The following is a 25,789-nucleotide window of genomic DNA, read 5'->3' on the forward strand; positions in this document are numbered from 1 at the left end:
AACGGACTCGATCCGAGACTCGTCCTCCTCCCCGACGGCGCAGCGCCCCGCCCGGAACCGCCCACCCAGTCCAGGACACCGCGGATGGCCTCCACGACCCGGAACGAAAGCGAAGCGGCCCTGGCCCTCGTCCACGAAGGCTGGAACCACCTCATGTCCCAGCGCCCGCTGGCGGCCTGGGGCGCCTGGCAGCGGGCCCTGCGGGCGGAGCCCGGCTCGACCGCCGCGCGCAAGGCCCTGGCGACCCTGGAGAGCGCCCACGAGCTGCCCCTGGCGGCGCGCAAGGCCTACCGCTTCCGCCAGCCCCGGACGCCCGACCAGCGGGCGCGCTGGGACCTGCGCATGCGGGCCGGCGGGGCCGACGAGCTGGACGCCGCGGCCGCCGTGTTCGAGCGGCTGACCGAGGAGGCCCCCGACGACGTCGAGGCCTGGTTCAACCGCGCCCTCTGCCTGGCCTGGCGGGGCCGCGACGGCGAGGCCGTCGAGTGCCTGGACCGGGTCGTGGCCCTGGAGGCCTCGCACGACGCCGAGGGCGCCGTCGAGGCCTGGACCCTGGCCGAGGTCCTCCGCCAGGGGGGCGGCGCCGAGGTCCTCGCCGACGACCTCCGCTACGCCTGCAGCCTCCCCCGCGACGACGAGCAGGTCGACGTCGACGAGCTGCTCGCCCTCTTCCCCGAGATCCGCCGCATCCCCACGCCCCAGGACCCCACCCGCCCGGACTCCAAGCTGGCGGACCTCGAGGTGCTGGAGTGGCTCGACCGGCCCTTCCCCGCCGCCGACCGCGAGGGCGTGGCGGCCTCCGAGCTGCCGCAGGTGCTGGCCACGGTGTACGTCGGGCCCGGCATGCTCCGGCTCTCCAGCCCCCGCGTCGACGGCCTGGAGCAGGCCGAGGAGCGCCTGAGGCTCCTGATCGGCGACCCGGACGAGGAGGTCGAGCGGGCCGCCGCCCCCCTGCCGCTGCCCTTCCTCGACGCCGCCGTCTGGACCGTCCGCCTCCCCGAGGGCCGCGACCGCGGCGACGCCGACCGCTGGACCCGCGAGGTCGTCGAGGACTACTACGAGGACCGCTGGATCCACCGCCCCCGCCAGGGGCTCGACGGCCTCTCGCCGCTGGCCGCCGCGCACGACGCCCACGCCGGCGACGACCAGGCGGGGGCCAAGCTCGCCGCCGTCGTCCGCCTCCGCGAGCAGCTCGGGGCGCGGCCCAGCTCGATGGGCCTGTACCAGGGCTACCCCTTCGACCGGCTCCGCCGCCGCCTCGGCCTCGACCCGGTCGACCCGGCCTCGGTCGACCACGCCGACCTGAGCTGCGCCAGCCCCTGGGAGCTGCGGGCCCTGACCCCCGGCGACCTCGACGACCACCAGCTGGGCGAGGCCTTCCTCTCGGCGAAGGGCCTCCACGACGACGCCCTGGCCGCCCCCCTGGCCGACGAGCTGCTCCGCCGCCCCGACGCCCTCGCCCGCGCCGACGCCGCCGACCTGGGGGCGTGCCTCGTCCGCCGGGCGATGCAGGAGGGCCGCCCCGAGGAGGCCCTCGACCGCATCGACCAGGTCAAGCCGCTGGCCGCCGCGAACCAGAAGCGGGGGCTCGACGTCTGGCGGGCGGAGATCTTCGCCCGCACCGGCCGCCCCGACGAGGCGGTCGAGGCGTACAGGGCGATCCTCGACGGCTCGTTCGACGGGGCCCGGCTCGCCCTCGACGCCGCCGAGACCCTGCTCGACGCCGGCTCCCCCGCCCACGCCCGGCCCTTCCTGCACGAGGCGGTCCGGCTCGCCCCGGCCTTCGGGCTCCGCGGGGTCGACCGCCGCGCCAGGCGACTCCTGGAATCGATGGGACGAGACTGATGCCCCCCGCCGCGACCCCCGCCTTCCTCCGCACGATCGCCTGGAACGCCGACGGCCTGGTCCCCGCCATCGTCCAGGACGCCGCCACCGGCGAGGTCCTGATGATGGCCTGGATGGACGAGTCGGCCCTCGTCAAGACCCTGGAGACCGGCCTGGCCCACTTCTACTCGCGCTCGCGGCGGCGGGGGTGGCTCAAGGGGGAGACCTCGGGCCACGTCCAGGAGGTGGAGTCGATCCACGTCGACTGCGACGCCGACGTCGTCCTCGTCAAGGCCCGCCAGGTCGGCGGGGCCTGCCACGAGGGCTACCGCAGCTGCTTCTTCCGCCGCGTCGCCGCCGACGGCCGCCTCGAGGTCGTCGGCGAGCCCGTCTTCGACGCCGAGGCCGTCTACCACGGCGGCGGCGACCCCCCGCCGGCCCCCGACGCGGGCTGAGCCGGCGTGTGGCACGGCGGCCACGCCGCCGGGAAGTCCCCTTACCGGGGACGTCCTCGCCTTACTAGAATGAGTACCTGGTCGATCCGGGGCCGCCAGGCCCCTCCCCACCGGCCGCAACCGTAGAGGATGAAGAGTCGATGCGAAAGCCGCGATTGATGACCCCGGGCCCCGCGATGGTCCCCGAGGACGTGCTGCTCGAGCTGGCCAGGCCGGTCATCCACCACCGATCCGACGAGGCCAAGCAGGTCATCGTCGAGGTGTCCGAGGGCCTCAAGGAGGTCTTCCAGACCCAGAACGACGTGATGATCCTGACGTCGTCCGGCACCGGCGCGATGGAGGCGGCGGTCGTCAACGTCGTCCCCCCCGGCGGCAAGGCCATCGTGCTCAACGCCGGCCACTTCGCCGCCCGCTGGGGCTCGCTCTGCAAGGCGTTCGGCCTGAACGCCGTGATGCTCGACACCGAGTGGGGCAAGCCCGTCGACCCCGACCAAGTGGCCGAGGCCCTCAAGCAGCACCCCGACGCCGTCGCCGTCCTGGGCACCCTGTCCGAGACCTCCACCGGCACCGGCCACCCCGTCGAGGCCATCGGCCGGGTCGTCGCCGAGTCCGACGCCGTCTTCATCGTCGACGGCATCTCGGGCGTGGGCGCCATGGAATGCCGGACCGACGAGTGGGGGATCGACGTCCTCTGCGTCGGCTCGCAGAAGGCCCTCATGCTCCCCCCCGGCCTTGCGTTCATCTCCGTCAGCCCCAAGGCCTGGGCCAAGATCGAGGCCTTCGACGCGCGCAGCTTCTACTTCAACCTCAAGGCCGCGCGGAGCAAGGCCAAGGAGTTCGACACCCCCTACACGCCGGCCCACACGCTGATCCTGGCCCTGCGGGCCGCCCTCAAGCGGATCCGGGCCGAGGGCATGGAAGGCGTCTGGAAGCGGCACCGCGTCATGAGCGAGGCCTGCCAGGCGGGCGTCCAGGCGCTCGGGCTGGAACTCTTCAGCGCCCGGCCCGCCGAGGGCCTGACCGCCTTCCGCGTCCCCGAGGGGATGAAGGACTCGCAGATCCGCGGCAAGATGGCCGAGCGCTTCGGCGTGACCACCGTCGGCGGCCAGGCGAAGCTCAAGGGCAAGATCGTCCGGATCGGCCACATGGGCTACACCGACGAGCTGGACGTGATCGCCGCCCTCGCCGCCCTGGAGATGACCCTGGCCGAACTCGGATTCGACGTCGAGCCCGGCAAGGCCGTCACCGCCGCGCAGCAGGTCCTCATCGGCAAGGGCGCCGCCGCCCTGGCGTGACGTGCCGGCCGAGATCGCGACCGAATCCAACCCACGACGTCGGCGGGGCGGGATTCCCGGCGGGGCGCCTCGAACGCCCGCCGGGGAGCCCGCCCCCCCGGCTTTCCCATTTCCATCGGCCTCCAATCGACCCCCCGGAGTGACCAGCGTGGCGTACCGCGTGCTCGTGACCGACAAGCTCTCCGAAGAAGGCCTGGCGCTGCTGCGCGCCGAGAAGGACGTCGAGGTCGTCGTCGACTCGAAGCTGGCGAAGGACCCGAAGGCGCTCAAGGAGGCCCTCAAGGACGCCGACGGGATCGCCATCCGCTCCGGCACCCAGCTCACGGCCGAGGTCCTCGAGGGCCAGACGCGGCTCAAGGCGATCGTCCGGGCCGGGGTCGGGGTCGACAACATCGACGTGCCGGCGGCCACCCGCCAGGGCATCGTCGTCATGAACACGCCGGGCGGCAACACGATCTCCACGGCCGAGCAGACCATGGCCCTGATGCTCGCCCTGTCGCGCAACACCGCCCGGGCCGACGCCAGCCTCAAGGCCGGCAAGTGGGACCGCAACAGCCTCACCGGCGTCCAGCTCGAGGGCAAGACCCTGGGCGTCGTCGGCCTCGGCCGCGTCGGCCTGGCCGTCGCCCAGCGGGCGCTGGGCTTCGAGATGAAGGTCCTGGGCTACGACCCGCTGCTCTCGGCCGAGAAGGCCCAGGAGCACGGCGTCGAGTTCGTCCACAAGCTCGACGACCTCTGGCCGCAGTGCGACTACATCACCCTGCACACGCCGCTGACCCCCGAGACCCGCCACGTCGTCTCGGCCGCGGCCATCGCCTCGATGCGGCCCACCGTCCGGATCATCAACTGCGCCCGCGGCGGCCTGATCGACGACGCCGCGTTGCTCGAGGCCCTGAACGCCGGCAAGGTCGCCGGCGCGGCGATCGACGTCTTCGACCCCGAGCCGCCGCCGGCCGACGACCCGATCATCGCCCACCCCAAGACGGTCGTCACCCCCCACCTCGGCGCCTCGACCGAGGAGGCCCAGGTCAACGTCGCCGTCGAGGCCGCCAGGCTCCTGTGCGACTACCTGATCCGGGGCCAGGTCCGGTTCTCGGTCAACACGCCGACCCTCGACCGGGCCGAGATGCAGGACCTGCGCGGGCACCTGGACCTCGCCTGGAGGCTGGGCCTGCTGCACGCCCAGATGGACCGCGGCGCGATCACCAAGGCCGTGCTCACCTACCGCGGCGACGCCGCCCTCAAGAACACCAAGCTCCTGACCGCCTGCTTCGCCGCCGGCCTGATGGAGGCCTCGCTCGCGCAGTCGGTCAACCTCGTCAACGCGCTGCCGTTCGCCCGCGAGCGCGGGCTGATCATCGAGGAGAAGATCGTCGACGCCCCCGGCGACTTCGGCACGCTGATCCAGGCCGAGGTGACGACCGACCGCAAGACCTACGTCGCGGCCGGCACCCTGTTCGGCAAGGAGTTCCTGCGGCTGGTCCGGCTGGGCTCGTTCCAGCTCGACGCCCACTTCGACGGCCCGCTGCTGACCTTCACGCACAACGACCGCCCCGGCCTGATCGGCTTCCTGGGCACGACCCTGGGCGACCGCGGCGTGAACATCGCCCAGATGAACGTCGGCCGCGAGCGGCCCGGCGGCGAGGCCATCGGCGTCGTCAACCTCGACGGCATCCCCACCCAGGACGACCTGGACGCCGTCGCCAAGCACCCCGACATCCTCAGCGTCCGCCTCATCAAGCTCCCCGCCCAGGGCGAGCTGCCGAGCTGGCTGGGCTCCTGAGCGCATCGCCCCGGGCGGGAGGGATCGCCCCTCGCCCGGGGATCGCCCCGCGGATCGTCGCCCCTCCGCCCCCTCCAGGCCTGAACCCTCTATCGCCGCCGGCTTCTTGGCGCGGAATGAAGGGCCGCGCGGGCCGTCGCCGCGAAGCTCGACGGGCCCCGGCGATCGGGGCGGGGACGTTCGCGTCGGCGATCACCGACGGTCCGCCCTCAGGCGCGGGCGTCGTTCCGCCGGCGCCGGCCGATCGAATCTCGGGGAGGACGACGGATGGGCGCTTCGACGGACCTGTTCACGCCGGTGCGGATCGGGCCGCTGGAGCTGCCCAACCGCATCGTGATGTCGCCGATGACCCGCATCCGCGCCGACGAGGGCTGCGTCCCCTCGGAGCGGATGGTCCGGTACTACGCGCAGCGGGCCTCCGCCGGCCTCATCATCACCGAGGGGACGCACCCGAGCCCGATGGGGCGCGGCTACACCCACCCTCCCGGCCTTCACAACGACGAGCAGGCGGCGGGATGGCGGAAGGTGACCGACGCCGTCCACGCCGCCGGCGGCCGGATCTTCGTCCAGCTCATGCACGCCGGCCGGGTGTCGCACTCGTCGCTGCTCCCCGGCCGCGCCCTGCCGGTTGCCCCGTCGGCCGTCGCCGTCGCCGGCTCGATCCACACGTTCGAGGGCAAGGCCCCCTTCGAGACGCCCCGGGCGCTGGAGGCCGACGAGATCCCGGCCGTCGTCGCCGAGTACCGCCGGGCGGCCGAGCTGTCGATCGCGGCGGGCTTCGACGGCGTGGAGCTGCACGCGGCGACCGGCTACCTCCCCAACCAGTTCCAGGTCACCGGCTCGAACCGCCGCGCCGACGCCTACGGCGGCTCGGTCGAGGGGCGGTCGCGGTTCACGCTGGAGGTGATCGAGGCCCTCTGCGACGTGCGGGGCGCGGACCGGGTCGGGATCAAGATCGCCCCCGGCTTCACCGTCAACGACACCTTCGACGACGACCCGGCCGCGACCTACACGCACCTCGTCCGGCGGCTCGATCCGCTGGGCCTGGCCTACCTGCACGTCGGCTACGACAGCGGCTACGGCCGCGGCACCGCCCCGCCGTTCAACCCCATCGACCTGCTCCGCCCGCTCTACCGCGGCCCGATCCTGGGGGTCGGCGGCTTCACCGGGGCGACGGCCGCGACGGCGCTGGCGGCCGGGCGCGTCGACCTCGTGGTCTTCGGCCGGCCGTTCATCTCCAACCCCGACCTCGTCGAGCGTCTCCGCGTCGGGGCCGAGCTGGCCCCCTGGGACGTCCACACCTTCTACGGCGGCGACGACCACGGCTACACCGACTACCCCGCGCTGGCGTCCGCGAATTGAACGACGAAGGGGCGCCGGCCCGCGAACGGCCGACGCCCCTCATCGTTCGATCCCGCGCGGCGGGCCCCCGGAGCCGCGGCTTCACTTCAGCGACACGGTGACCGTCTTGTGCTCGGTGTAGTTGTCGAGGGCCTTGGCGCCCAGCTCGCGGCCGATGCCGCTGGACTTGAAGCCGCCGAACGGGGCGGCGGCGTCGAAGACGTCGTAGCAGTTGATCCAGACGGTGCCGGCCCGCAGGCGGTCGGCGATGGAGTGGGCCTTGGCGATGTCGCGCGACCAGACGGCGGCGGCCAGGCCGTAGTCGGTCGTGTTGGCGCGGTGGACCACCTCGTCGACGTCCTTGAACTTCAGCACCTGCATGACCGGGCCGAAGATCTCCTCGACCGCGATGTCCATCTCGTCCTTCACGTCGGCGAAGACGGTGGGCTTGATGAAGTAGCCCTCGGTCCCCGAGCGCTCGCCGCCGGCCACGCAGCGGGCCCCCTGCTCCTTGCCCTTCTCGATGTAGCCGAGGATCTTGTCGAACTGGGTCTGGTCGATCTGCGGGCCCTGGTCGGTGTCGGCCGCGAACGGGTCGCCGACCTTCCGCTTCTCGGTCGCCGCGGCGAGCTTGTCGACCATCTGGTCGTAGATCTTGTCCTGAACCAGCAGGCGGCTGCCGGCGCAGCAGCACTGGCCCTGGTTGAGGAAGAGGCCGAGCATGGCCCCGTCCACGGCCGCGTCGAGGTCGGCGTCGGCGAAGACGATGTTGGGGCTCTTGCCCCCCAGCTCCAGCGTCACCCGCTTCAGGGTCTGCGCCGCGTTCCTCATGATGATCTTGCCGACCTCGGTCGAGCCGGTGAAGGCGATCTTGTCGACCCCCTTGTGCGCCACCAGCGGCGCGCCGGCGGGCTCGCCGAAGCCGGGGACGATGTTGATCACGCCGGCGGGGAAGCCCGCCTCCATCGCCAGCTCGCCCATGCGCAGGGCGGTCAGCGGGGTCTGCTCGGCCGGCTTCATGACGACGGTGCAGCCCGCCGCCAGCGCGGGGCCCCACTTCCAGGCGACCATCAGCATCGGGAAGTTCCAGGGGATGATCTGGCCGACCACCCCGACGGGCTCCCGCTTGCTGTAGCAGAAATAGTTGCCGCGGATGGGGATCGTGTCGCCGGTGAGCTTGTCGGCCCAGCCGGCGTAGTAGCGGAGGCAGTCGACCACCAGCGGCAGGTCGCCGTGGCGCGCCTCCTTCAGCGGCTTGCCGTTGTCGAGGCTCTCCAGGGCCGCGAGGTCGTCGATGTTGGCCTCGATCAGGTCGGCGAGCTTGTACATCAGCCGGCCGCGGTCGCGGGCGTCCATCTTCGACCAGGGGCCGACGTCGAACGCCTTCCGCGCCGCCTTGACCGCCAGGTCGATGTCGGCGGCGGTCCCCTCGGCGACCTGGGCGATCTCCTTCTCGGTCGCCGGGTTGATCGTCGCGAAGGTCTTGCCCTCCACGCCGTCGCGGAACTGGCCGTCGATCAGCATTTTCGTCTGGTACGAGGCGGCGGGCTTGCTGCGGCGAGGCTGGGTCGCGGTGGCCATGCGCACGTCCTTTCCGATGTCGGGTGATCGTCGCCGAACGGGACAGAGAGGGGACCCCGCCCGCGACGGGGCGGGCGGTCCTGCCGATCGATCGTATTCCCCCATCTTAGGGGGCGCCCGTCGGAAAGAAAACCGGCCTCAGGGCGACGCGGCCCCTGCGGGCGTGTAGACGTGCACGGCCCCCTCGGGCGTGAAACGGTAGCCCGCGCCATGCCGCCAGAGCTCGAAGTAGGGCTGGAACGGCTCCTCGATCGTCCCGACCCCGCGATACAGCGGCCAGAGGACGTAGTGCCGCAGGTTGTAATCGCCGGCGATCGTCCAGAGCCCTTCTTCCATCCCGAGGGCCGGGCTCTCGCGCGGCGTCAGAAGGGCCATGTAGTCGCCGACGACCTCGTAGATCGTCGACTCGACGTCGTCGGGGCCGGGCGGCCATGGCGTCTCGCCGACGACGACGTCGACCGCCGGCGCGGGATCGAGGCTCGCGACCAGGTCGTCGCGGCCGAGCACCTCGGCCATGGCCCGGACCTTCTCCAGATGGCCGAGGACCAGCTCGACGGCGCGCGGGGCCGCCAGCGGGACTGGGGATTTCACGTTGAAATACGCGTCGTAGCCGCCGTCGTCCCGCCAGCCTTCCGCCGTCGCACGATAGATCTCCAGGAGGCGAGGCGTGATCTCGTCGGCCCCCTCGACCCCTTCGAAGACCTCGGCAAGCCCCACGCCGTGGGGCCGGAAGTTCTGGAAGAACCCGGCCAGATGGTCGGGCGTCCACGGCCGCCTCGAATGGTCCCCGGCCAGGGCCTTCCAGCGCGCCAGCAGGGCCTCTTGATCACTCATGCAGACCTCCGATCGGTCAGCTTCTCACCACACCTCGATCGGCCCCGACGGCACCGGGACGTGGGCCTCGAAGTGGCCGGGGAGGGGCGAGCTGGGTCCCTCGTTCCGGACGGCGGCGGCGACCTCGTCGAAAATCGCCGAGGAGCGGAGGTTGATCAGCTCGAGGTAGAACTTCCGGGGCATCCGGGTGAAGTGGTAGTACCACTTGAGGATCTTGCGGAACTGCAGGCAGGCGTAGTGCTCGCCACGGCGTTCGAGCAGGCCGTGGAAGTGCGTGCTCATGAAGTCGAGCCGCTCCTCGAAGGTCGGGTCGGGGCCGGGTTCGCCGGTGCGGGTCCAGCAGTCGAGCTGGCGGAAGAAGAACGGGTTCGCCAGCGCCCCGCGGCCGATCGAGACGGCCGCGCAGCCGGTGTCGGCGATCATCGAGGCCGCGTCGGCGATCGAGCGGACGTCGCCGTTGGCCACGATCGGCATCGAGTCGACGGCCTCGACCACCGCGCGGATCCCCTCGCGGTTGACCGCCCCGGAGAACCCCTGGGCGCGCGTCCGGCCGTGGACGATCACCGCCGCGACGCCGACCTGCTCGAAGGCCCGCGCCAGGGCCGGCGCCGAGAGCGTCTGCGAGTCCCAGCCCAGCCGCATCTTGACCGTCACGGGCACGCCCGCGGCCTTCACCACCGCCGAGACGAGGTCCGTCGCGAGCTGCGTCTGGCACATGAGCGCCGAGCCGCCGCCGGTCTTCACGACCTTGCGGACGGGGCAACCCATGTTGATGTCGACGATCGTCGCCCCGTGCGTCGCGACGTACCGCGCCGCCTGCTCCATCTCGGCCTCGACCTGGCCGTAGATCTGGATCGAGAGCGGCCTGTCGGCTTCGCTCGTCTCGGCGAGTTCCAGGGCGCGGCGGCGTTTTTCGATGAGCGAGCGGGCGTTGACCAGGTCGGTCGTCGCCAGCCCGAGGCCCCCCAGCGAGCGGACGGCCAGGCGGAAGGCCAGGCTCGTGTAGCCGGCCAGGGGCGCGAGGAAGAACCGCGAGGGGACCGCGACGCCGCCGATCCGCAGCGGCTCGCGGGCGATCGGCGGGACCGGCGGGTACAATGGCGAGGGTTCGCGAAGGCTCAACGATCAACTCCGAGGGGCGACGGATCGACGTCCGGGATTCTCACGATTTCACCATGACATCTTACGAAAACGACGCCCGACGCTCGACCCAGGATCGCCGCGTCCGCGCCCCGGACGAGTCCGACGCCGAATTCCAGGTCCTCTCCACCGACGCCGGCCGCGCCCTGCTCGTCGAGGTGCAGGCCGTGAAGACGCCCGGCCCGGCCGACCTGACCCGGTGGCGGAAGGGCTCCGCGCCCGAGGTCGTCGCCGCGGCGATCCGGCTGGCGGAGGCCCGCCGCAAGGCCCCGGCGAAGTTCTCGCGCGGGGAGCGGATGTGGCTCGACCCGGTCGGCCTCGAACAGGCGACGGCCGAGGCGGTCGCCGTCCACAAGGCCCGACGGTTCGAGGCCGACGTGGTCGTCGACTTCTGCTCGGGGATCGGCGGCGACGCGATCGCGCTGGCGGGGCGCTCGCAGGTCCTGGCCGTCGACCGCGACCAGGGGATGGGCCGGCGCGTCGCCTGGAACGCCGACGTCTACGACCGGGGCGGCCGCGTCCTCCCCTGCCGGGCGACGGCCGAGGCGTTCCCGATCCCCGGCGGGGCCTGGGCCCACATCGACCCCGACCGCCGCACCTCGGGCCGGGGCCGGGCCGTCGACGCCGAGGGCTACGTCCCCGGCCCGGCGTTCCTCCACGCCCTGATGCGCCGGGCGCCCGGCGGCGCGATCAAGCTCGGCCCGGCGAGCGACTTCGCCCGGTTCGCCGAGGACGAGGCGTGCGAGGTCGAGATCGTCAGCCTGGGGGGCGAGGCCAAGGAGGCCGTCGTCTGGTTCGGCGCCGCCGTCTCCTGTCGCCGTCGCGCGACGAAGCTCCCCGAGGGCGTCACCTGGACCGACCGCATGGGCGACGAGCCCTGGAGCGAATACCCGGTCGTCGCCCCGACCTCGCGATGGCTCTACGACCCCGACCCGGCCCTCTCGCGCGCGGGACTCGTTGACTCGTTCGCCCGCGACCACGGCCTGGGGCGCATCGCCGCCGACTTGCCCTATTTGACGTCCGACGCCCCGCTCGCCACCCCCTGGCTGGAGGCGTTCGAGATCCTGGGCGTCCATCCCCTGGACCTCAAGAAGCTGCGACGCCTGATCGACGTCGACCGCCTCGGCCCCGTCTCCGTGAAGCACCGGACGACCGACCTCAAGCCCGAGGCCCTCCGCCCCCTGCTCCGCCACCACGGCGATTCGCCGACCGTCCTCTTCCTCACCGGCGGCGCCGGACCCGGCCGGGCGATCGTGACGCGGAAGGCGACCCTCAGTACAGCCGGCCTTCCGGATGACACCGCCGGATGACGTGGGCCCGTAGGCCGAAGAGCGCGACGAGGTTCAGCGCCTTGATCCCGATCAGCCAGGAGTCGAGCGCGTAGGCCTCTCGAAAATCGGTCAGCCCGAACGTGAAGAACGCGAGCGCATAGACGACCTCGACCCGCGACCGTCCCCGCCGGACGAACCGCGCCAGCACCAGGCCTGCGAAGACGACCCAGGCCGTCCCCTCGAACGGGTTGAACCCGTGGGTCGCGTGCTCGATCCACGTCGCGGTCCGCGGCGCGTACGTCCACCAGCGGCGATGGATCAGGAGGTCGTCGAGCCCCACGATGCGGGCTCCTCGGCCCAGGGGTTAGCAGTGGACCTGGAGGCCCCAGGACCAGTCCGACGGTCGATGGACGTCATCGTAGGGCCAAAGGTCCTTCATGAGCCGGCGCTGATCGACGACCTTCCGGCCCGGCTTACGCGGGCCGTCCACCGGCCAGGAGCGGCGGCAGACGTCCAGCGCGGCGGCGTAGCCGGGGGTCCCTTCGGCGCGGGCGATCAATTCGCGATACGTCCAGGGGTAGGGATCGCCTTGCCCGTCCAGGTTCAACGCCAGCCAGCCGACCGGGAAGGGCCCGAGGGCCGGGTCGAAACACTCGATCGGGCCCGCTTCGAGCGACCAGCCGTAGTTGAAGCCGAGTTGCGTCTCGTTCTCCGCCGACGGCTCGCGCCAGAGGCTTTCGTACATGGGGCGGACGAGGTTCCCCAGCAGGAGCGTGGCCCGATAGATCGGACGGTCGGGCAGGCCGTCGAGGGCGTCGGCCATGCGGGCCAGGTCCGAGAATTCGTCTTCCTCGGCGTCGTACTCGAACTCTTGTACGACCCAAGATCCGGGCTCGTCCCACGAAGTCGGCCGATCGTCCTGGTCGATCGCCTTGCCGAACCCGACCTGGAAACCGATGCCGTATTCGGGCTTCGAGACCGTCGACGCCGCGAACTCGCGGGCGAACGCGGCCAGCGCCGCGGGCGTCAGGCGTTTCGGGGCCTCGGGGCGGTAATAGAGCAGGCGCGTCGTGCAGGACATGGCCGCGACCTTCCGCCGCCTCGGCCGATCGGGATCCGCGATCGGCGGATCGGCAAGAAAAACGTCCTTCCCGCCGGCGCCGGCCGAGGGGAAGGGCGTCGGGGCTCAGAGGTCGTCGGGCTTGGACTCGTCCGCGGGAGCCTCGACGGGGTCTTCGTAGCGGGGGAGCGGCGGCGCCTCGATGTCTTCGAAGCGGGGGAACGGCGGGGGGGCGTCGTCGTCGTAGCGGCTGTGGAAGCCGTTCTCCTTGGGGAGCGTCGGCTCGGGCGGCTCCTTCTTCTCGGGCTCGGGCGGGGCCTCGGGCTCGAAGGGGGCCGGGCGGGCGGCGAACTTCGCCTTGACCTCGGCGGCCCACTCGGGGTCGGGGAGGCTGTAGGGGCGGAACTTCTCGACCCGGTTCTCCTCCTCGCTGTAGAAGAGGGCCCGGTTCTCGCCGAGCTTGCCGGCGGCCGGCGAGTCGATGACCGTGCTGGAGTCGTTGGCGCTCATCTGGAAGAGGATGCGGAGTTCGAACTCGCGGAGGGCGTTGCGGTCGAACATCCGGTTCATGTTGTTGACGCTGTCGATCCAGACGATCGTGTGGACGCCGAAGCTCGGGCCCTCGCGGAGGATGTCGCCGAACTGCTTGCCGGGCGACGGGGCCTTCTCCTCGCCGAAGCTGCTGCTGGAGGAGAAGCCGAAGTCGTCGTCCGACTTGCGAAGCTCGCGGAACCGCTGGAGGTCGTAGATGACCAGGTAGACCGGCGCCTGGTCGTCGGCGTCGCCCGCGTGGTCGCGGCGGCGGTCGATCTCGCAGGCGATCTCGTTGATCGAGGCCGCCAGGTTGCGCTGGGTGACGTTGGTCACGTTGTGGGGCAGCCAGTCCTTGAGCTGGCCGAGCTTGCCGGCGAGCCACGAGTCGACCGGCGAGCCGTCGAGCATGTAGAACTTCACGCCCGTCCGCTTCTTGGGCGGGTGCTGGGCGGCGATGGCGACGCCGGCCATCAGCATCATCGCCAGGGCGGCCTCGCCGTTCTGGCCGATGATCAGCAGGTTCGAGCCCGACTGGGGGCGGAACACGGCGACCGTCGGGTCCTTGATCGCGATCGCGTCGCCGAGCCAGGCCTGCTCGTAGCGCGGCGACTCGGCGGGCCACTCGGCGACCTCGAGGAGCTTGTTGAGCAGCGGGTTCTTGTGGATGTCGGCCGGCAGGTTGCCTTCGAAGACGATCGGCGTGGCCGGGGGCCGATTCTGGGCCTTGGCCAGGTCGAGCATGTCCTGCAGGTACTCGATGCGGCGCTTGTCGGAGAGCCAGACGACCTGGAACAGGTTGTTGCCCTCGGGCATGCCGTTGGCGTCGTTGTAGATCGCCTCGCCGGGGCGGGTCAGCAGCCGGGCGGCGCTGTTGTCCTCGCTCAAGATCAGGTGGGCGTCGGCCTCGGAGCATTGCAGGGCGATGCGGATGGCCATCTGGCCCAGGGTCGCCCGGCCGACCGAGTAGGCGCCGCCGAGCGTCTGCGAGCCCAGGATCACGTGGACGCCGAACGCACGACCCTGACGGACCAGGCGGTCGAGCAGCAGCGACACCTCCTGCGCGATCTTGTCGTCCTCGACGAAGAACTCCTGGAACTCGTCGACGACGAGCAGGATGCGGGGCATGACCATGTCGGGCTTGGCCTCGCGGAAGCCCTTCAGGTCCTGGGCGCCGTGGTCGCGGTAGAGGTCGCCGCGGTACTTCAGCTCGGCGTCGAGCCGCTGGAGCACGCTCAGGCCGAACTCGCGCTCGGACTCGACGGCGATGACCTTGGCGTGCGGCAGCTCCTTCTCGGCGTAGACCTTGAACTCGACGCCCTTCTTGAAGTCGATCAGGTACAGCTCGAGCTGGTCCGGGCTGTACCGCAGGGCCGCGTTGACGATCAGGGCGTGCAGCAGGGTCGACTTGCCGGAGCCCGTCTTGCCGGCGACGAGCGCGTGCTGCGAGGTGCCGCGGCCCAGCAGCAGCGGCTGGTACTTGGTGGCCCCGGCGCGGCCGAGGGGGACCTCCATGATCTTGCCGCTGTCCCAGGTCCAGAACTTGTCCCGGGTCGGGGCGATGAAGTCGAACGGGACCTCGACCTTGTTGGCGTTCTTGGACGCGTCGCCCATGAAGTGCATGAGCTTGCTGTAGTAGGTCGACTCGGGGAGCGTGTCGAGCGTCAGCGGGAAGCGGCCGAAGTGGTCGTCGCGCCAGCCCATCTTGCCGTCGCGCCAGCTCAGGTTGATGCAGCTCGCCTCCAGGTCCTTGAGCTGGAGCCCGGCGGGCATGGGGAGCTTCGGGTCGACCGAGATCAGGGCGTAGACGCCGCAGCGGGCGCCGCTGGCGACGATGCTCAGCAGCCGCCGCGCGGCGGTCTCGTTGAAGTTGCTGGGGAAGTTGGCGACGACCAAAACCCGGAACGGCTCGGCGACCTCGCCGGCGTGCACGTTGTACGCCTCGATCGACTCGAACTCGTTGCGCAGGTACTTCTGGATGACGTTCTCCATGTGGGCGGAGAGGTCCTCCAGGCGCTGGTCGAAGTCGCGGGCCTCGGTCCAGATCCGGCTGGTGACGAGCAGTTCCTGGTAGTCGGCCAGGTGCATGAAGGCGGCGAAGTTCTCGCCCAGGCCGACGGGGTCGAAGATGGTGAACCGGACCTTGCCGGGGGGGATCGAGGTCAGGAACCGGAGCATCAGGCTCTGGAGGAGCCGGTTGGCCTCGGCCCGGCCCTGGTCGCCGGTCTTGATGAGGACGGAGCTCTGGGTCGGGAACGGGACGAAGGCCGGCAGGTCGAACTCGGTGGGGCCGGCGGCCTTCAGGCGTTCGTCGGTCGGCCGGCCGTGGGGGAACTCGCCGAGGTCGAACTTGAAGCGGCCGAAGGGCAAGGCGGGGGGAACCTCGTCGGGGGGCTGCCAGCCGTCGACCTCCTTGAGGCCGTCCCAGGCGAGGAACCGCCGGGCGGACTCGGCGTTGACGTCGTCGGCGATCGCGCCGACGCGGGCCAGGCCGTCGGTCCAGGTCTTGATCAGGTCGGCCCAGGCGGCGTCGTAGGCGGCCTTGGTGGCCTCCTTCTCCTTGCGGATCCGGTCCTGGACCGCCTTGGTCTCCTGCTCGTGCTTCTCCTTGCGGGCCTGGATCTTGGGGGGGTAGTGGCCCTCGGCCTTCTTGAGGTCGTCGTCGCGCTTCCGCTTGATCTCGGCGAGGCGGGCGGGATACGCGACGTCGGCCTCGCCGAGCGCCTTGCCCATGCGGGCCTCGGCCTCGGCGACGCGGACCATCATCTTCTCCTCGGCGGTCCGGTAGTTCTCCTCGCGGCGCTCGTCGGCCTGCTTCTGGCGGGCCTCGGTGTCGGTCTTGATCCAATCCTTGGCCTCTTCCTGGAGCCGGGCGCCCTCCTCCAGGTAGGCCTTCAGCGGGTAGTAGTGCCGCGAGACGGCCGGCTGGGCGGCCTTCCTGAGCATCACGAAGGCCGCCGCGCCGGAGGCCGCCGCGACCGCGACCGCCGCGACGCCCGCCACGGTCGGGTTGCCGGTCGCGAACCACCCGCCGGCGCCCGCCGCCGCGCCCAGGAGCAGGAAGGGCCAGATGAAGTTCGAGATCTTCAGGAAGTTGGGGAGCTTGAGCGACTCGAGGGCGAGCAGCTCCTCGTCGATCTTGCGGACGACCTCCTGGAGCAGGTCGAGCTTGGTCGGGTCGCCCTTGGGCTCGGGGGGGGCGAGCAGCTCGGCGCCGTCCTCGGTGGGGGCCTCGGCGGGGGGCGGGGGCTTGACGGTCGTCGTCGGCTCGACGGCGATCTCGGCCCCGGCGAGCCGGGCGGAGCGGCCCAGCACGGGCTCGGAGACGTCTTGCAGGTGCTCCAGGTCGCGGCGCGACGCCGCCAGGGCGTCGTCCAGCGACTTCCGGCGCTTGATGGTGTTGTCGCGGGCGGCCTCGTACATCGCCAGCGACTGCCAGCGCGACTCGTCGCTGGCCTTCTTCGACTTGGCCCGCTCGGACTTGAACTGGGCCTCGATCTTCTGCTTGACCTGGGCGTACTCGGCCTCGGTCGCCTGGGTGTCGGCCTGGGCCTTGCGCACGATGGCGGCGCGGACCTTGTCGTACTCGGACTGGAGGGCCTCGCTCTCGGCCTTGTACCGGGCCGCGAGCTCCTGCGCGGCCTGGCGGTGCTCCTGCTCCTCGCGGTCGCGGCGGCGCTTGAAGTTCTGCTCGACCTCGGTCTCGACCTTGGCCCGTTGGGCGATCAGGCCCTCCAGGTCGGTCAGCGCGGCGACTTCTTTCTGGACCAGCGGTGACTCGGGCATTTTCGCGATATCCGATAGTCAGGGTGAGCAGGATCGAGCGATGCGGGTCGCGGGGTGCGGGGCCGTGCCGGAGCCGGTCAGCCGTTCTCCTCAAGGGCCTTGCGGATCTTCGTCAGGGATTCCGAGAGCTTGTCCATGCCGACCATGGTCCGCTTGACCAGGCCCTCGACGGGCGCGATGTGGTTCTTCTCGTAATCCCGGGCGACCTGGTCGGCCCAGGCGTCGGTGGTCACGGCCCATTTTTCGCGCAGGTCCCTCAGCGCGTGCTGGATGCGGGCGGAATGGCTGCTCATGGCGGAGGCCTCCTCCCGGCCGCGGCGGCGGTCGGTCCGGGTCGATCGATCGACCCAGGGGTGCGTTCAGACGGGTTCGGGACGGGGACGGGGACGGAATCGGCCTCAGCGGTCGGCGGCGGCCTCGGCCGGCTGGGCGGGGGCGGACTCGGCCGGGGCGGCTCCGGCGGCCTCGGCCGCGGGGGCCGCGGGCCGGCGGCGCTCACGCCCTCGGCCGACCGGGCGGAGCTGCCCAGGGGGGCGTCGCGGGCGGTGGTCGGGGCCTGCAGCGCCAGGTAGTCTTCCAGGGAGCGGACCATCTTCTCCAGGGTCCCCAGCGACCGCTCGAAGCCGCCGGAGAGGTGGTCGCCCAGGGGCGAGGCGCACGACTTGTACTCGGCGATCTCGTGGTGCAGCACCGGGATCAGCTTCTTGACGAGCGCCAGCTTCTCCTCGGCCACCCGCAGCTTTTGCATGGCGATCCGGAGGTTCTCCTTCTGCTCGGTGTCGGAGATCGAGCTGTTGCCCTTGGCGGCGATCTGCCGCTTGGCCAGCTCGGAGCGGGCGTTCATGACCGCTTCCGACCGCTTCTTGATCTGCATCTGCCAGTAGCCGAGCTGGTCGCGCTCCAGGAAGTCGCGCATCCGGCGCAACTCCATGTCGACCCCGGAGAGGGCGCCGCGCGCCTCCTCGACGAACTTGATCATCGAGCCCTTGAAGTCCCTCAGGGCTTGGACCGACAAGACTCGGGCGTCCTGGCTCATGGTGCTGGGTCCTGCTGGGCGGGTCTGGGGTCCGGGACGCCGGGCGGCCGACGCCCGCGAGATGGCGGGGAGGGGCCTCCGGCCGGCGGCCGGCGGCCCCCTTCGGCCCGACCTCAACGCTGCTGGAGATACTCTTCGAGCCGTTCGGCCTTGCGGAGCAGGAACGGGATGTGCTGATTCGTGGTGTCGACGAACCGCTTGACGACCGTCAGCGTCTGGTCGAACTCCTCGACGAACTTGTCGTGCTCGCGGTCCCGCCAGGTCTGGCCCAGGCCGGAAACCTGCCCGTGGATCACGGTGAGCTGGTTCAAGAGGTCGTTGTTGAACTGCTTCAACCGCGCGGCGAAGCGGCGGATCTCCTCGGGATTTGCGATGGCTTGGGCCATACCGGGACCTCGTTTCAGCCTGGGGTTCGGATTCGTCACGCGGGACGGTCGCCGCGACGGGACGCGTCGCCTGAGATTTGTCGTATTTTATGGTATACGGACTGATAGGGGGCTGTAAAGCCTTGCGTCGCGCCGCCGGGCGCCGTCCATTATGGGGGGATCGCGGGAGGGATTTCCACCGGCAGGCCCCCCCGAAAGCGCATCGTGCGGAGGCGGAAACGGACGCGTCGATCGGAATATCGCTCCATCCCCCCGGCTCGACGCCGGATGCCGGGCCCTCGGGCGGGGATGGCCTCAGGCTCGACGTGCGCGACCTTCCCGCCTCCAGCCCGCCGGGGCTCGGACGCGACCGAGGACCCCGCCGGCGCGGCGAGCCGGGCGCCGCCGCGGCCGGCGTTTTCGGCTCCGTGTGAAGATAACGTTGGGCTTCCGTAAATAGTCGTAGGGCGTATTGAATCCGCCGCGCCCTGCGACGACGATGCTTGGGCGCCGATCGCGGCGGGCCGTGGTCGAGATCGGCCGCCGCCGCTTCGTACGCGCCCGGGGGCTCCCGTTTGCAATACGATTTCGACGTGATCGTCGTGGGAGGCGGGGCCGGTGGGGGTGCGTTCGCTTACGCGTGCGCCCGGGCCGGGAAGTCCGTCCTGTTGCTCGAGCGGGGCGACCGCCGGTTCGCCGGGGCGGGGGCGCAGGACGAGAAGGCCACCCTGATGGACAAGGGGCCCTTCGACGACCGCGAGGTGGACGTCAACGGCACGCCCCGACGCCTCTACATGGGCGGCATCCTCGGGGGGGGCACGAGCGTCTACGGCGGGGCGCTCCTGCGTCCCAGCGACCAGGATTTCCAGCCGGGTCGCTACTACGGCCGGCGGATCCCCCGGGCGATCTGGGATTGGCCCATCTCCTACGGCGACCTCGAGCCGTATTACGACGAGGCGGAGCGCCTCTACGGGGTCGCCGGCTGCGCGGACGACGACTTCGGCCCGCTGGGCAAGCCGGCCGGAGGCTTCGGCGGCGAGCCGCTGCCGCTGCACCCCCTCAACGAGCGGATCGTGGCCGCCAATCGCAGACGCGGGCTGAGGCCGTTCCGCCTGCCGCTCGCCATCGACGGCTCGCGCTGCCTCCGCTGCGGCGTCTGCGCGGGATACGTCTGCCCCACCGGCGCGCGCGGCTCCTCGGTCGCGCTGCTGGAGTCGGCGGTCGCCCGGGGGCACTCGCTCCAGGTCCGGACCCAGGTCGAGGCGGAGCGCCTGGTCAAGGAGCCCGGCACCGGCTCGACCCTGCTCGCCGTGATCGACCGGACCACGGGGCGTCGCCTGCATTACCGGGCCCGCCGCTACGCGCTGGCCGCCGGGGCCATCGGCTCGCCGCTGCTCCTGGAGCGCTCCGGGGCGGTCCACCCGCTGATCGGCCGGAACTACATGCTCCACATCGCCGCGATCGTCGCCGGGGTCTTCCCGCAGGCGACCGACGCGGGCTCCTCGTTCGTCAAGCAGCTCGGCTTCACCGACTACTATTTCGGGACCAAGAGGCATCGCCACAAGATGGGGATCGTGCAGTCGCTCCCCGTGCCGGGGCCGCTGATGACGGCGAAGGTCGCCCCGTTCCTCCCCGCGCCCGTCCGCCAGTTCCTGCGCGAGCGGGTCTTGCCGATGGCGGGGATGATCGAGGACCTGCCGGACCCGGCCAACCGGGTGACCCTGGGCCCGGACGGCGGGCTCCGGCTGACGCACCGCTACTCCCGATACGACCGCATGCGGCGGCGGCGCATGGCCCCCGCCGTCGCGCGGATCCTCAAGAGGGCGGGGGCGGTCTACTGCATCTCGCGCGGCTACTCGGCCCACGACCACGTCGCGCACCAGTGCGGCACCCTGCGGTTCGGGGCCGATCCCGCGCACGCGGTGCTCGACCCGGACTGCCGGATGCACTCCGACCCGTCCGTGTTCGTGGTGGACGGCAGCTTCATGCCGACCTCGCTGGGGGTGGGCCCCGGGCTCACGATCATGGCCAACGCCTTGCGGGTGGCGGCCAAGGTGACGGCCGAGCTATGAGCGACGTCGGCCCGCCGCCCCCAGGCCCTTCCCGATGGTCGATCCGTCGCGAGCAGTTCCGGCAGGCCCGCCGGATCCACGGGGGGCTGCCGCGCCTGGCCCTGGCCGTCGCCGCGGTCCGGATGTCCCGGCTGCCGATCCCCTCGCGACGGCTCCGGCTGCGGCTCTTCCGGGACGCCTACGCGCGGCTCTACCCGCCGGGCCTGGACGAGGGCGAGGCGGAACGGCCCCTCGACGAGTATCGCTCGTTCAACGCCCTGTTCACCCGGGGCCTGAGGCCCGAGCGCCGGCCCGTCCCCGCCGGGACGCCGGAGTGGCTCTCCCCCTGCGACGGCACGGTCCAGGACGTCGGCCGCGTCGAGCGGGGGCGGATCCTGACCGTCAAGGGGATCGCCTATTCGGCGGCCTCGCTGCTCGCGTGCGACGACCTCGGCGCGTTCGAGGGGGGGCGGTTCGCGATCGTCTTCCTATCGCCGATCGACTGCCACCGGGTCTTCAGCCCGATGGACGGGCGGGTCGACGCGATGACGCACGTCCCCGGCTCGCGGCTGCTGGTCCATCCCCCCTTCCAGCGGCCCGAGTTCCCCGTGTACACCCTGAACGAGCGGATGATCTTCCGGCTCTCCGGCCCCGAGGGCTCGTGCGCCGTCGTCATGGTCGCGGGCTGGGGCGTCGGGGACGTGACGTCGCCGCTCGCGCCCACGTTCCGCCCGAGACGACGTCGGATCGACTCGCACCGATGGGATTCCCCGGCCCCCGTGGGGCGGGGCGAATGGATCGGGACCTTCGGGCTCGGCTCGACGGTCGTCCTCATCACCTCGGCGACGCCCTCGGCGACGCCCCTGGTCTCCCCTGACGATAAGGTCCGCTATGGGCAGCCCCTCTTCCGGTTCGACCACGCCGCCGGCCCCCGTTGACGCCGGCCCCGGCCGGGCCGCGCGGGCGGCGTCCGGCGACCGACGCGGGCCCCGGGGCGACCTCGTCGTCGTCGCCGGCCGCCCCGGGTCCGGCGCGGCCGATTACGCGGACGACCTCGGCCGGGCCGGGGGGGACGAGGTCGTCGTCTTCCCCGACGGGGGGGCCGGCGGCTCGCCCTCGGGTGCCGACGGCCGGGCCCCGGCCTCCGACGACTGGGACTGGCGGGAACGGCGGGCCAGCCTGATCCTGTTCCTCTCCGCACGCCCCTCGGAGCCCGAGCGCGACGCGATCAAGGCCCTGCTGGAATCGGCGCGGCAATGGCCGGTCCGGTTCGTCGCCGTGGTCGGCTCCTTCGCGGTCCACCTCGGCGACCCCGAGGCCGAGGAGGCCGAGCGGCTCGTCCTGGCGCAGCTCCAGGCGAGCGGCCTGGGCGCGAACGTGTCGCTCATCCGCACGGGGCACGTCGTGGGCCCCAACTCCGACGCGGACCGGCTCCTGACGCGGCTCGCCCCGTTCGCCCCCCTGGCGCCGCGCCGCCTCCGCTCCTGCTTCGTGGATCGGGCCGACCTGTTCGCCGCGATCGAGGCGGAGCGGGCCCGGGCCCACGGCCGGCGGACCTACACGATCCTGGGCGAGAACGTCCCCTGGCGCGTCATGCTCGAGCGCCGCCCGCCCGCCTCCCTCGGCGGCCGGCTCGCGAGGGCCCTGTCGAGGCCCCTGGCCTGGCTGGGCGCGGGCCGGGCGGCGGGCGCGGCGTTGACCGGCCTCGCGCGATGGTCGCCGCGGCTGCGGCCCTGGCACGTCCACACCCTGCGGCCGCGCTCGATGCGCGAGCTGATCGCCCTCTGCCACCGCCGGAACATCCAGCACGTCCGGGTCGTGGGATACAACAACGGCGTCAACCATTTCGGGCATCGCCACCCCGGCAGGACGATCGTCTCCACCGGCCTGCTCCGACGGACGGTCCACCTCCGGCCCGGCCGCCTGAAGGCCGACTCCGGGGCCACGATCCGCGACGCCCTCGACCGCCTCTCCGAGCGCGGCGAGGACCTGTACGTCATCCCGAACTACTCGTACGTCGCCCTCGGCACGGCCTTCTTCGTGCCGATCCACGGGTCGTCGGTCGACTACGCCACGGTCGCCGACACGATCGACCGCGTCGTCTTCTTCGACCCGATCCGCGACGGGATCGTCTCGGCCGGCCGCGACGACGAGGCGTTCCGGCGCAACGTCTACGACATGAACTCGCCCGTGGTCGTCCTCCGGCTCTACCTGCGGACCAGGCCGAAGGCGCGGTACTTCGTCCGCCGCGAGACCCGCGTCCGGCCCTCGGCGGGCGAGATCCTCGAGGCCCTCCGGGACCGCGACGCCACCAACGTCGAGGTCCGTCAGGCCCACTCCGCCAGCCCCAAGGTCACGATCTCCCGCTACTACGACGAGCCCGGCGAAGGGGTCGGGGCCGGGGCCGCCCTCGAACTCCCGCGCGACGCCCTGGGCCGGCTCTGGGACCGGCTGGAGGAGAACCCGGTCTCGTCCTTCCTCATGCACGCGGGGAGCCGCCACGTCGCCTGGCACACCGAGCTCTTCTTCACGCCCGAGGAGTTCGCGACGTTCTGGGAGACCCGGGCCCAGCTCCCCCTGCGCAAGATCCAGCTGCGATACATCCACCGCGACGGCATGCCGAGCTCGCCCTTCCGGGACGAGGACCGCGTCTCCGCCGACCTTTTCATGTTCCGCCGCCACCGGGACGCGTTCGGCGAGTACCTCGCGCGGACCCTGCCCCGCGTCCGGACGAACCCCGGCAAGCACAGCCACTGAGGCCCGCATGCAACCGACTTCGCCGACCCTCGGGGCGCCCGCGCCGATCCCGCCGCGCGAGACCGCCCGCCCCTCGTCGTCGCCGCTGGAGACGATCGCCCGGATCCTCCGCGACCGCGAGCCGAACTTCCTCCGGTGCTACCTCAATCCGCACGTCGCCCAGGCCTGCTACTGCCTGGACGGCCTCGTCCGCGAGACCTGGCACGTGGGCGAGTGCCAGTCGTTCCTGGCCAACAGCCTCGACGAGGCGCTCGGCGGCGCGATCAAGCTCGTGCGCTACAACCGCCCCGCGCCGGCGGCGCGGGCGGACGGGTGGATCGTCGACCCCGAGGACCGCCTCGCGGCCTTCGCCGCCGAGGACCTCCCCGGGGGGGATCGCGTGGAGTTCCTGCCGGGCCTCCGCGCGACCCGGGGGGACCTGGGCGACGCGGACCTCGCGGCCCCGATCGACCTGGTCGTGCTGGCCGGGGACCTCCCCGCGGGGCGTGCGGACGCGATCCGCGAGGCGATCCGCCGCCACGCGCCGGCCGTGATCGTCTGCGTCGGCCGGGACGACCTGGACGCGCTGCGCGGCGGGCCCCGCGGCTGGCTGCACGAGGTCGCGCCGGACGTCGTCGTGTTCGACGAGACGTTCACCGACCGGGCGGTCCCCTTCGGCGCGTTCACGGCCCGGAGGACGCTCTTCGCCCCCTGGAACCGCCTCGGCAAGGGGACCTTCCACTCGACGACGTTCCAGCCGAACACGATCTCGGCCCTCCAGTTCATGAACGTCCTGGCCCGTCGCGACCCCGAGTTCCTGGCCCAGCACGCCGGCGACCTGAGGGCCGTCCGCGACGACCTCGGCCGCCGCGCCGACGCGTTCGGGCGGTATTACAACCCCACGCTGCTCCGGCTCATCCGGGCCGCGAGGTTCGAAACCAAGGCCGTCGAGGCCGACGGCCCCTTCGTCGCGGTCGACGGCCGCCGCGTGTACGACGCCGTCGGCGGCGTCGCGTGCAGCGTGCGCGGGCACAACCCCCCGAGGTATCTCGAAGAGATCGAGGCGCTGCCGTCGTCGGCCGAGGAGGTCGAGTCCGAGCTTCGCGACCGCCTGCGCGCGCTCACCGGCCTGGGGAACGTGCTCCCCGCGGTCAGCGGGGCCGGCGCCGTCGAGAACGCCCTCAAGCTCGCGCTGATCGCGCGCGGCCCGAGGCGGCACGTCCTCGCCCTCAAGGCCGGCTTCGGGGGCAAGACGCTCCTCTCGCTCGCCGCGACCGCGAACCCGTCGTACAAGGAACGCATCGGCCCCCTCCACCCCGAGGTCCACTACGTCGACCCGTTCGCGGCCGACGCCCGCGCGCAGGTCGACGCCCTGCTCGACCGGCACGACTTCGCCGCCGTGCAGCTGGAGCTGATCCAGTCCGTCGGCGGCGTGCGGGCCGTCCCGGAGGACCTGGTCCGGCACCTCGACGCGCGACGGCGCGACCGGGGTTACCTCCTCGTGGTCGACGAGGTCCAGACGGGCATGTACCGGACCGGGCCGTTCGTGCGCTCCGCGGCCATGGGCCTGGAGCCCGACCTCCTGCTGCTGGGCAAGGCGGCGTCGGACATGATGTTCCCGACCGCCCTGACCCTCTACTCCGACTCGCTCGCGGCCGAGCTCGCGGCCCTCGGCTCGACGACCCCGGGGGTGGTCCGGCGGCGGTTCGGCTACGACCTGGGCTCGCGGACCGTCCTGAACGTCCTCCGCCTGGGCGAGTCGCTCGACCTGCCGCGGCGCGTCGCCGACGCGGGCGAGGAGATCGCCCGCCGGCTCCGGGAGGGGCTCGGGGCGGACGCCGGGGTCCGCGAGGTCCGGGTCTTCGGGCTGCTCGTCGGGATCGAGCTCGACGCGACGGGCCCGCTGCGGAGGCGGCTCCGCAGGCGCCTGGGCCCGCTCTACGCGCTCGCCATGCTCCGGCATCGCCGCTTCCCCGTCCTGGCGGGGATCTGCCAGTGCGAGCCGGAGACCCTCAAGATCACCCCGCCCCTCGACTCCGACCCCGAGGACGTCCGGGAACTCTGCGGGACGATCGTCAACGTCCTGAAGCGGCCCTTCCTCGGCGTCCTCGCCGCCGGCCTCGGCCGACTCATCCCCCCGTTCCCGACCACGAAGAGGAGACCATGAGCACGGAAACCGCCCCGCGTCTGAGCCTGACGCACATCGACTTCGCCGGGCTCTACACCCGGCACCTCGGGCGACACTCCCAGTTCGGGATCAACGTCGTCCACCTGATCGCGCTCTTCGGGATCTGGTTCTGCATCTATTCGGCCGTCACGCAGGGGGCTCGGCTCGCGGGCCTGCAGGCGTGGTGGGCCCCCGCGGCGGGGCTGGCGCTCGCCTACCTGGCGGCCGTGGCGTCCAACGCCTCTTTCCGGGCGGCCGTCGCGACGGCCGCCTTCCTGGCCCTCTTCCTCGCGTGCGTCCTGGCCGTGCCGGCGCTGCCGGCCTGGTCGATCCCGGCCTTCCTCGCCGTGATCCCGGCCTTCTACAAGCTCCAGAGCTGGAGCCACCGGGTCTGGGTCGAGGCGGCCGACATGACCGAGTTCAACAGGCGGTTCCCGCCGGGGCGCGAGCTGAACCTCATCCTGCTCCTCTTCGAGGTCCCCATCTGCCTCGAATACCTCTGCTTCCGCCGAAAGGACTGGCGCCGTTGAGAC

At 72.0% G+C, this 25,789-nt stretch carries 20 protein-coding genes; 11 read left to right on the forward strand and 9 right to left on the reverse strand.

Going from position 1 to position 25,789, the window contains the following annotated elements; genetic code table 11:
• Window positions 1-84 precede the first annotated feature (84 nt).
• The 5 genes from PZE19_RS12910 (at window position 85) to PZE19_RS12930 (ending at window position 6,719) form a co-directional block, all read left to right on the forward strand.
• Complete coding sequence (locus PZE19_RS12910) at window positions 85-1,845, forward strand: tetratricopeptide repeat protein (RefSeq protein WP_277861035.1); 1,761 nt, start codon at window positions 85-87, stop codon at window positions 1,843-1,845.
• Window positions 1,845-2,279 carry a phosphoribosyl-AMP cyclohydrolase gene (hisI, locus tag PZE19_RS12915; protein WP_277861036.1) on the forward strand — a complete coding sequence of 145 codons (435 nt, stop codon included), beginning with the start codon at window positions 1,845-1,847 and terminating at the stop codon, window positions 2,277-2,279. The genes PZE19_RS12910 and hisI overlap by 1 nt, the downstream gene beginning before the upstream one ends.
• 140 nt (window positions 2,280-2,419) lie before the next feature.
• The gene (locus tag PZE19_RS12920; RefSeq protein ID WP_277861037.1) at window positions 2,420-3,574 is read left to right on the forward strand and encodes a pyridoxal-phosphate-dependent aminotransferase family protein; all 1,155 of its coding nucleotides are present in this window, start codon (window positions 2,420-2,422) and stop codon (window positions 3,572-3,574) included.
• A gap of 139 nt (window positions 3,575-3,713) precedes the next feature.
• On the forward strand, window positions 3,714-5,357 hold the full coding sequence (serA, locus tag PZE19_RS12925; protein WP_277861038.1) for a phosphoglycerate dehydrogenase: 1,644 nt from the start codon (window positions 3,714-3,716) through the stop codon (window positions 5,355-5,357).
• A 267-nt stretch (window positions 5,358-5,624) separates the two neighbouring features.
• On the forward strand, window positions 5,625-6,719 hold the full coding sequence (locus PZE19_RS12930) for an alkene reductase (RefSeq protein ID WP_277861039.1): 1,095 nt from the start codon (window positions 5,625-5,627) through the stop codon (window positions 6,717-6,719).
• An 81-nt stretch (window positions 6,720-6,800) separates the two neighbouring features.
• Here PZE19_RS12930 and PZE19_RS12935 read toward each other — a convergent pair whose 3' ends face one another.
• The 3 genes from PZE19_RS12935 to dusB all read right to left on the reverse strand — a co-directional run bounded on the left by PZE19_RS12935 (window position 6,801) and on the right by dusB (window position 10,235).
• Window positions 6,801-8,279 carry an aldehyde dehydrogenase family protein gene (locus PZE19_RS12935; RefSeq protein WP_277861040.1) on the reverse strand — a complete coding sequence of 493 codons (1,479 nt, stop codon included), beginning with the start codon at window positions 8,277-8,279 and terminating at the stop codon, window positions 6,801-6,803.
• Between the two features lie 138 nt (window positions 8,280-8,417).
• Window positions 8,418-9,113: a hypothetical protein gene (locus PZE19_RS12940; RefSeq protein WP_277861041.1), complete on the reverse strand. Its 696-nt coding sequence runs from the start codon at window positions 9,111-9,113 to the stop codon at window positions 8,418-8,420.
• Between the two features lie 24 nt (window positions 9,114-9,137).
• Window positions 9,138-10,235 carry a tRNA dihydrouridine synthase DusB gene (gene dusB, locus PZE19_RS12945; protein WP_277861042.1) on the reverse strand — a complete coding sequence of 366 codons (1,098 nt, stop codon included), beginning with the start codon at window positions 10,233-10,235 and terminating at the stop codon, window positions 9,138-9,140.
• Window positions 10,236-10,288: 53 nt separating this feature from the next.
• Here dusB and PZE19_RS12950 point away from each other — a divergent pair, with 53 nt between their 5' ends.
• The gene (locus tag PZE19_RS12950; protein WP_277861043.1) at window positions 10,289-11,563 is read left to right on the forward strand and encodes a THUMP-like domain-containing protein; all 1,275 of its coding nucleotides are present in this window, start codon (window positions 10,289-10,291) and stop codon (window positions 11,561-11,563) included.
• Here PZE19_RS12950 and PZE19_RS12955 read toward each other — a convergent pair.
• The 6 genes from PZE19_RS12955 to PZE19_RS12980 all read right to left on the reverse strand — a co-directional run bounded on the left by PZE19_RS12955 (window position 11,526) and on the right by PZE19_RS12980 (window position 18,323).
• Window positions 11,526-11,864: a hypothetical protein gene (locus PZE19_RS12955; protein WP_277861044.1), complete on the reverse strand. Its 339-nt coding sequence runs from the start codon at window positions 11,862-11,864 to the stop codon at window positions 11,526-11,528. The two genes, PZE19_RS12950 and PZE19_RS12955, sit on opposite strands and share 38 nt — an antisense overlap.
• 24 nt (window positions 11,865-11,888) lie before the next feature.
• A complete protein-coding gene (locus PZE19_RS12960; RefSeq protein ID WP_277861045.1) occupies window positions 11,889-12,605 on the reverse strand; it encodes a hypothetical protein in 717 nt (238 codons plus the stop codon).
• A gap of 105 nt (window positions 12,606-12,710) precedes the next feature.
• On the reverse strand, window positions 12,711-16,901 hold the full coding sequence (locus tag PZE19_RS12965) for an FtsK/SpoIIIE domain-containing protein (RefSeq protein WP_277861046.1): 4,191 nt from the start codon (window positions 16,899-16,901) through the stop codon (window positions 12,711-12,713).
• A 77-nt stretch (window positions 16,902-16,978) separates the two neighbouring features.
• Complete coding sequence (locus PZE19_RS12970) at window positions 16,979-17,194, reverse strand: hypothetical protein (RefSeq protein WP_277861047.1); 216 nt, start codon at window positions 17,192-17,194, stop codon at window positions 16,979-16,981.
• Window positions 17,191-17,937: a hypothetical protein gene (locus PZE19_RS12975; protein WP_277861048.1), complete on the reverse strand. Its 747-nt coding sequence runs from the start codon at window positions 17,935-17,937 to the stop codon at window positions 17,191-17,193. Before PZE19_RS12975 ends, PZE19_RS12970 begins: the two co-directional genes overlap by 4 nt.
• A 113-nt stretch (window positions 17,938-18,050) precedes the next feature.
• Complete coding sequence (locus PZE19_RS12980; protein WP_277861049.1) at window positions 18,051-18,323, reverse strand: WXG100 family type VII secretion target; 273 nt, start codon at window positions 18,321-18,323, stop codon at window positions 18,051-18,053.
• A gap of 554 nt (window positions 18,324-18,877) precedes the next feature.
• Here PZE19_RS12980 and PZE19_RS12985 point away from each other — a divergent pair.
• From PZE19_RS12985 to PZE19_RS13005, 5 genes are read left to right on the forward strand one after another with little or no spacing between them, the layout of a single operon-like run.
• Window positions 18,878-20,374, forward strand: a complete 1,497-nt coding sequence (locus tag PZE19_RS12985) for a GMC family oxidoreductase N-terminal domain-containing protein (protein WP_277861050.1) — start codon at window positions 18,878-18,880, stop codon at window positions 20,372-20,374.
• Entirely contained in the window at window positions 20,371-21,291 is a 921-nt protein-coding gene (gene asd, locus PZE19_RS12990) for an archaetidylserine decarboxylase (protein WP_277861051.1), read from the forward strand. The genes PZE19_RS12985 and asd overlap by 4 nt, the downstream gene beginning before the upstream one ends.
• Window positions 21,245-23,110 (forward strand): hypothetical protein, encoded by a 1,866-nt coding sequence (locus tag PZE19_RS12995; RefSeq protein ID WP_277861052.1) that lies wholly within the window; start codon window positions 21,245-21,247, stop codon window positions 23,108-23,110. The genes asd and PZE19_RS12995 overlap by 47 nt, the downstream gene beginning before the upstream one ends.
• A 7-nt stretch (window positions 23,111-23,117) precedes the next feature.
• Window positions 23,118-25,256, forward strand: coding sequence for an aminotransferase class III-fold pyridoxal phosphate-dependent enzyme (locus tag PZE19_RS13000; protein ID WP_277861053.1), 2,139 nt, complete (start codon window positions 23,118-23,120; stop codon window positions 25,254-25,256).
• The gene (locus PZE19_RS13005; RefSeq protein ID WP_277861054.1) at window positions 25,253-25,786 is read left to right on the forward strand and encodes a hypothetical protein; all 534 of its coding nucleotides are present in this window, start codon (window positions 25,253-25,255) and stop codon (window positions 25,784-25,786) included. Before PZE19_RS13000 ends, PZE19_RS13005 begins: the two co-directional genes overlap by 4 nt.
• Window positions 25,787-25,789 lie beyond the last annotated feature (3 nt).

Source organism: Paludisphaera mucosa, from assembly GCF_029589435.1.
Classification (GTDB): Bacteria; Planctomycetota; Planctomycetia; order Isosphaerales; family Isosphaeraceae; genus Paludisphaera; species Paludisphaera mucosa.

Coding starts and splice junctions, on each gene's coding strand:
- PZE19_RS12930 (WP_277861039.1), top strand. CDS start 5,625: ATGGGCGCTTCGACGGACCTGTTCACGCCGGTGCGGATCGGGCCGCTG.
- PZE19_RS12940 (WP_277861041.1), bottom strand. CDS start 9,113: ATGAGTGATCAAGAGGCCCTGCTGGCGCGCTGGAAGGCCCTGGCCGGG.
- asd (WP_277861051.1), top strand. CDS start 20,371: ATGAGCGACGTCGGCCCGCCGCCCCCAGGCCCTTCCCGATGGTCGATC.
- PZE19_RS12970 (WP_277861047.1), bottom strand. CDS start 17,194: ATGAGCAGCCATTCCGCCCGCATCCAGCACGCGCTGAGGGACCTGCGC.
- PZE19_RS12920 (WP_277861037.1), top strand. CDS start 2,420: ATGCGAAAGCCGCGATTGATGACCCCGGGCCCCGCGATGGTCCCCGAG.
- PZE19_RS12995 (WP_277861052.1), top strand. CDS start 21,245: ATGGGCAGCCCCTCTTCCGGTTCGACCACGCCGCCGGCCCCCGTTGAC.
- PZE19_RS12935 (WP_277861040.1), bottom strand. CDS start 8,279: ATGGCCACCGCGACCCAGCCTCGCCGCAGCAAGCCCGCCGCCTCGTAC.
- PZE19_RS12965 (WP_277861046.1), bottom strand. CDS start 16,901: ATGCCCGAGTCACCGCTGGTCCAGAAAGAAGTCGCCGCGCTGACCGAC.
- hisI (WP_277861036.1), top strand. CDS start 1,845: ATGCCCCCCGCCGCGACCCCCGCCTTCCTCCGCACGATCGCCTGGAAC.
- PZE19_RS13000 (WP_277861053.1), top strand. CDS start 23,118: ATGCAACCGACTTCGCCGACCCTCGGGGCGCCCGCGCCGATCCCGCCG.
- PZE19_RS12960 (WP_277861045.1), bottom strand. CDS start 12,605: ATGTCCTGCACGACGCGCCTGCTCTATTACCGCCCCGAGGCCCCGAAA.
- PZE19_RS12910 (WP_277861035.1), top strand. CDS start 85: ATGGCCTCCACGACCCGGAACGAAAGCGAAGCGGCCCTGGCCCTCGTC.
- PZE19_RS13005 (WP_277861054.1), top strand. CDS start 25,253: ATGAGCACGGAAACCGCCCCGCGTCTGAGCCTGACGCACATCGACTTC.
- PZE19_RS12980 (WP_277861049.1), bottom strand. CDS start 18,323: ATGGCCCAAGCCATCGCAAATCCCGAGGAGATCCGCCGCTTCGCCGCG.
- PZE19_RS12975 (WP_277861048.1), bottom strand. CDS start 17,937: ATGAGCCAGGACGCCCGAGTCTTGTCGGTCCAAGCCCTGAGGGACTTC.
- PZE19_RS12950 (WP_277861043.1), top strand. CDS start 10,289: ATGACATCTTACGAAAACGACGCCCGACGCTCGACCCAGGATCGCCGC.